The organism is Streptococcus sp. UMB0029 (genome assembly GCF_002871495.1).
Classification (GTDB): Bacteria; Bacillota; Bacilli; order Lactobacillales; family Streptococcaceae; genus Streptococcus.
Window position 1 is genome coordinate 1 of record NZ_PNGD01000027.1, and the last position, 4,762, is coordinate 4,762.

Genomic DNA, 4,762 nt, shown 5'->3' on the forward strand with positions numbered 1-4,762 from the left:
CGCTTTCATATTCTCAGTTACTTTGGATAAGTCCTCGAGCTATTAGTATTAGTCCGCTACATGTGTCGCCACACTTCCACTTCTAACCTATCTACCTGATCATCTCTCAGGGCTCTTACTGATATAAAATCATGGGAAATCTCATCTTGAGGTGGGTTTCACACTTAGATGCTTTCAGCGTTTATCCCTTCCCTACATAGCTACCCAGCGATGCCTTTGGCAAGACAACTGGTACACCAGCGGTAAGTCCACTCTGGTCCTCTCGTACTAGGAGCAGATCCTCTCAAATTTCCTACGCCCGCGACGGATAGGGACCGAACTGTCTCACGACGTTCTGAACCCAGCTCGCGTGCCGCTTTAATGGGCGAACAGCCCAACCCTTGGGACCGACTACAGCCCCAGGATGCGACGAGCCGACATCGAGGTGCCAAACCTCCCCGTCGATGTGAACTCTTGGGGGAGATAAGCCTGTTATCCCCAGGGTAGCTTTTATCCGTTGAGCGATGGCCCTTCCATACGGAACCACCGGATCACTAAGCCCGACTTTCGTCCCTGCTCGAGTTGTAGCTCTCGCAGTCAAGCTCCCTTATACCTTTACACTCTGCGAATGATTTCCAACCATTCTGAGGGAACCTTTGGGCGCCTCCGTTACCTTTTAGGAGGCGACCGCCCCAGTCAAACTGCCCGTCAGACACTGTCTCCGATAGGGATCACCTATCTGGGTTAGAGTGGCCATAACACAAGGGTAGTATCCCAACAACGTCTCCTTCGAAACTGGCGTCCCGATCTCGTAGACTCCTACCTATCCTGTACATGTGGTACAGACACTCAATATCAAACTGCAGTAAAGCTCCATGGGGTCTTTCCGTCCTGTCGCGGGTAACCTGCATCTTCACAGGTACTAAAATTTCACCGAGTCTCTCGTTGAGACAGTGCCCAAATCATTACGCCTTTCGTGCGGGTCGGAACTTACCCGACAAGGAATTTCGCTACCTTAGGACCGTTATAGTTACGGCCGCCGTTTACTGGGGCTTCAATTCATACCTTCGCTTGCGCTAAGCACTCCTCTTAACCTTCCAGCACCGGGCAGGCGTCACCCCCTATACATCATCTTACGATTTAGCAGAGAGCTATGTTTTTGATAAACAGTTGCTTGGGCCTATTCACTGCGGCTGACTTAAAGTCAGCACCCCTTCTCCCGAAGTTACGGGGTCATTTTGCCGAGTTCCTTAACGAGAGTTCTCTCGCTCACCTGAGGCTACTCGCCTCGACTACCTGTGTCGGTTTGCGGTACGGGTAGAGTATGTTTAAACGCTAGAAGCTTTTCTTGGCAGTGTGACGTCACTAACTTCGCTACTAAACTTCGCTCCCCATCACAGCTCAATGTTATAGAACTAAGCATTTAACTCAGTTCACACCTCACTGCTTAGACAGACACTTCCAATCGTCTGCTTTAGTTAGCCTACTGCGTCCCTCCATCACTACATACTCTAGTACAGGAATATCAACCTGTTGTCCATCGGATACACCTTTCGGTCTCTCCTTAGGTCCCGACTAACCCAGGGCGGACGAGCCTTCCCCTGGAAACCTTAGTCTTACGGTGGACAGGATTCTCACCTGTCTTTCGCTACTCATACCGGCATTCTCACTTCTATGCGTTCCAGCACTCCTCACGGTACACCTTCATCACACATAGAACGCTCTCCTACCATACCTATAAAGGTATCCACAGCTTCGGTAAATTGTTTTAGCCCCGGTACATTTTCGGCGCAGGGTCACTCGACTAGTGAGCTATTACGCACTCTTTGAATGAATAGCTGCTTCTAAGCTAACATCCTAGTTGTCTGTGCAACCCCACATCCTTTTCCACTTAACAATTATTTTGGGACCTTAGCTGGTGGTCTGGGCTGTTTCCCTTTCGACTACGGATCTTAGCACTCGCAGTCTGACTGCCGACCATAATTCATTGGCATTCGGAGTTTATCTGAGATTGGTAATCCGGGATGGACCCCTCACCCAAACAGTGCTCTACCTCCAAGAATCTTAATGTCGACGCTAGCCCTAAAGCTATTTCGGAGAGAACCAGCTATCTCCAAGTTCGTTTGGAATTTCTCCGCTACCCACAAGTCATCCAAGCACTTTTCAACGTGCCCTGGTTCGGTCCTCCAGTGCGTCTTACCGCACCTTCAACCTGCTCATGGGTAGGTCACATGGTTTCGGGTCTACGTCATGATACTAATTCGCCCTATTCAGACTCGGTTTCCCTACGGCTCCGTTTCTTCAACTTAACCTCGCATCATAACGTAACTCGCCGGTTCATTCTACAAAAGGCACGCTCTCACCCATTAACGGGCTCGAACTTGTTGTAGGCACACGGTTTCAGGTTCTATTTCACTCCCCTCCCGGGGTGCTTTTCACCTTTCCCTCACGGTACTGGTTCACTATCGGTCACTAGGGAGTATTTAGGGTTGGGAGATGGTCCTCCCAGATTCCGACGGGATTTCGCGTGTCCCGCCGTACTCAGGATACTGCTAGGTACAAAGACTATTTTAAATACGAGGCTATTACTCTCTTTGGCTGATCTTCCCAAATCATTCTTCTATAATCTTTGAGTCCACATTGCAGTCCTACAACCCCGAAGAGTAAACTCTTCGGTTTGCCCTTCTGCCGTTTCGCTCGCCGCTACTAAGGCAATCGCTTTTGCTTTCTCTTCCTGCAGCTACTTAGATGTTTCAGTTCACTGCGTCTTCCTCCTCACATCCTTAACAGATGTGGGTAACAGGTAGTACCTGTTGGGTTCCCCCATTCGGAAATCCCTGGATCATCGCTTACTTACAGCTACCCAAGGCATATCGTCGTTTGTCACGTCCTTCTTCGGCTCCTAGTGCCAAGGCATCCACCGTGCGCCCTTATTAACTTAACCTTATTTTTGACCTTTCAGTCATAAACTCTTTTAATACTACAGCGTTTCGGTTTATTTTCTTGTTACTATTTGATATAGATATTCAATTTTCAATGTGCATTACTTGGTGATCTCTCACCAATGGAGCCTAGCGGGATCGAACCGCTGACCTCCTGCGTGCAAAGCAGGCGCTCTCCCAGCTGAGCTAAGGCCCCACAAGACCTCTCAAGACTAAACAAGACCAATGCGCAGTTCCTTATCCTTAGAAAGGAGGTGATCCAGCCGCACCTTCCGATACGGCTACCTTGTTACGACTTCACCCCAATCATCTATCCCACCTTAGGCGGCTGGCTCCTTACGGTTACCTCACCGACTTCGGGTGTTACAAACTCTCGTGGTGTGACGGGCGGTGTGTACAAGGCCCGGGAACGTATTCACCGCGGCGTGCTGATCCGCGATTACTAGCGATTCCGACTTCATGTAGGCGAGTTGCAGCCTACAATCCGAACTGAGACTGGCTTTAAGAGATTAGCTTGCCGTCACCGGCTTGCGACTCGTTGTACCAGCCATTGTAGCACGTGTGTAGCCCAGGTCATAAGGGGCATGATGATTTGACGTCATCCCCACCTTCCTCCGGTTTATTACCGGCAGTCTCGCTAGAGTGCCCAACTCAATGATGGCAACTAACAATAGGGGTTGCGCTCGTTGCGGGACTTAACCCAACATCTCACGACACGAGCTGACGACAACCATGCACCACCTGTCACCTCTGTCCCGAAGGAAAGCTCTATCTCTAGAGCGGTCAGAGGGATGTCAAGACCTGGTAAGGTTCTTCGCGTTGCTTCGAATTAAACCACATGCTCCACCGCTTGTGCGGGCCCCCGTCAATTCCTTTGAGTTTCAACCTTGCGGTCGTACTCCCCAGGCGGAGTGCTTAATGCGTTAGCTACGGCACTAAACCCCGGAAAGGGTCTAACACCTAGCACTCATCGTTTACGGCGTGGACTACCAGGGTATCTAATCCTGTTTGCTCCCCACGCTTTCGAGCCTCAGCGTCAGTTACAAGCCAGAGAGCCGCTTTCGCCACCGGTGTTCCTCCATATATCTACGCATTTCACCGCTACACATGGAATTCCACTCTCCCCTCTTGCACTCAAGTTAAACAGTTTCCAAAGCGTACTATGGTTAAGCCACAGCCTTTAACTTCAGACTTATCTAACCGCCTGCGCTCGCTTTACGCCCAATAAATCCGGACAACGCTCGGGACCTACGTATTACCGCGGCTGCTGGCACGTAGTTAGCCGTCCCTTTCTGGTAAGATACCGTCACAGTGTGAACTTTCCACTCTCACACTCGTTCTTCTCTTACAACAGAGCTTTACGATCCGAAAACCTTCTTCACTCACGCGGCGTTGCTCGGTCAGACTTCCGTCCATTGCCGAAGATTCCCTACTGCTGCCTCCCGTAGGAGTCTGGGCCGTGTCTCAGTCCCAGTGTGGCCGATCACCCTCTCAGGTCGGCTATGTATCGTCGCCTTGGTGAGCCGTTACCCCACCAACTAGCTAATACAACGCAGGTCCATCTGGTAGTGATGCAATTGCACCTTTTAAGCAAATGTCATGCAACATCTACTATTATGCGGTATTAGCTATCGTTTCCAATAGTTATCCCCCGCTACCAGGCAGGTTACCTACGCGTTACTCACCCGTTCGCAACTCATCCAGAGAAGCAAGCTCCTCCTTCAGCGTTCTACTTGCATGTATTAGGCACGCCGCCAGCGTTCGTCCTGAGCCAGGATCAAACTCTCATTAAAAGTTTGAGTTCTCACTCATTTCTGTCACTGACAGATTTATTGTTTTTT

Annotated in this window: 1 tRNA gene and 2 rRNA genes; all 3 read right to left on the reverse strand. The window is 50.2% G+C overall.

Features of this window, described 5'->3' with window-relative positions:
- Positions 1–22 precede the first annotated feature (22 nt).
- A 23S ribosomal RNA gene (locus CJ239_RS11405) occupies positions 23–2,923 on the reverse strand.
- 121 nt (positions 2,924–3,044) lie between these two features.
- Positions 3,045–3,117: transfer RNA gene (locus CJ239_RS11410), tRNA-Ala, on the reverse strand.
- 51 nt (positions 3,118–3,168) lie between these two features.
- A 16S ribosomal RNA gene (locus CJ239_RS11415) occupies positions 3,169–4,714 on the reverse strand.
- The 16S and 23S rRNA genes sit together here with 1 tRNA gene alongside, the layout of an rRNA operon.
- Between the last annotated feature and the right edge of the window lie 48 nt (positions 4,715–4,762).